The organism is Erwinia sp. V71 (assembly GCF_965644245.1).
Classification (GTDB): domain Bacteria; phylum Pseudomonadota; class Gammaproteobacteria; order Enterobacterales; family Enterobacteriaceae; genus Erwinia.
In genome coordinates, this window is record NZ_CBFFRK010000292.1 from 1 (window position 1) to 477 (window position 477).

1 protein-coding gene is annotated in these 477 nt (G+C 57.2%); it reads left to right on the top strand.

Going from position 1 to position 477, the window contains the following annotated elements; translation table 11 throughout:
- The coding region (locus tag ACSZO1_RS22725; protein ID WP_437616673.1) for an IS30 family transposase at positions 1–477 on the top strand (477 nt) is incomplete at both ends.

Genomic DNA, 477 nt, shown 5'->3' on the forward strand with positions numbered 1-477 from the left:
CAGGGTAAACGCCGTTACCGTAAGGGCTACGGGACTAAGCGCAGCCGCATACCGGGAGCCGTCTCCATCGAGCAGCGCCCGACCGTGGTTGATGAGCGTAGCCGCCTGGGTGACTGGGAAGCGGACCTGGTTCTGGGTGCACAAGGGACAGGTGCCATCGTGACGCTGGCTGAACGTAAGAGCCGTATCTACCTGACAAAAAAGGTGTTCTCCAAAGATGCGGGTGAAGTCAGCAGTGCCATCATCTCGATGCTGAGTGGCTATAAAGATGTCTGCCACACCATCACGTTCGACAACGGTGGCGAGTTCAGTGAACATCGGGCGATAGCGGAGGCGCTGGAAGCAGAAACGTACTTCGCCCACCCGTATGCGTCGCATGAGCGGGGGCTGAATGAGAACACAAACGGCCTGTTACGGCAGTTTATCCCGAAGGGAACTGACCTGCGGACAGTGTCAGAAGAAGACTTACAGCACTAC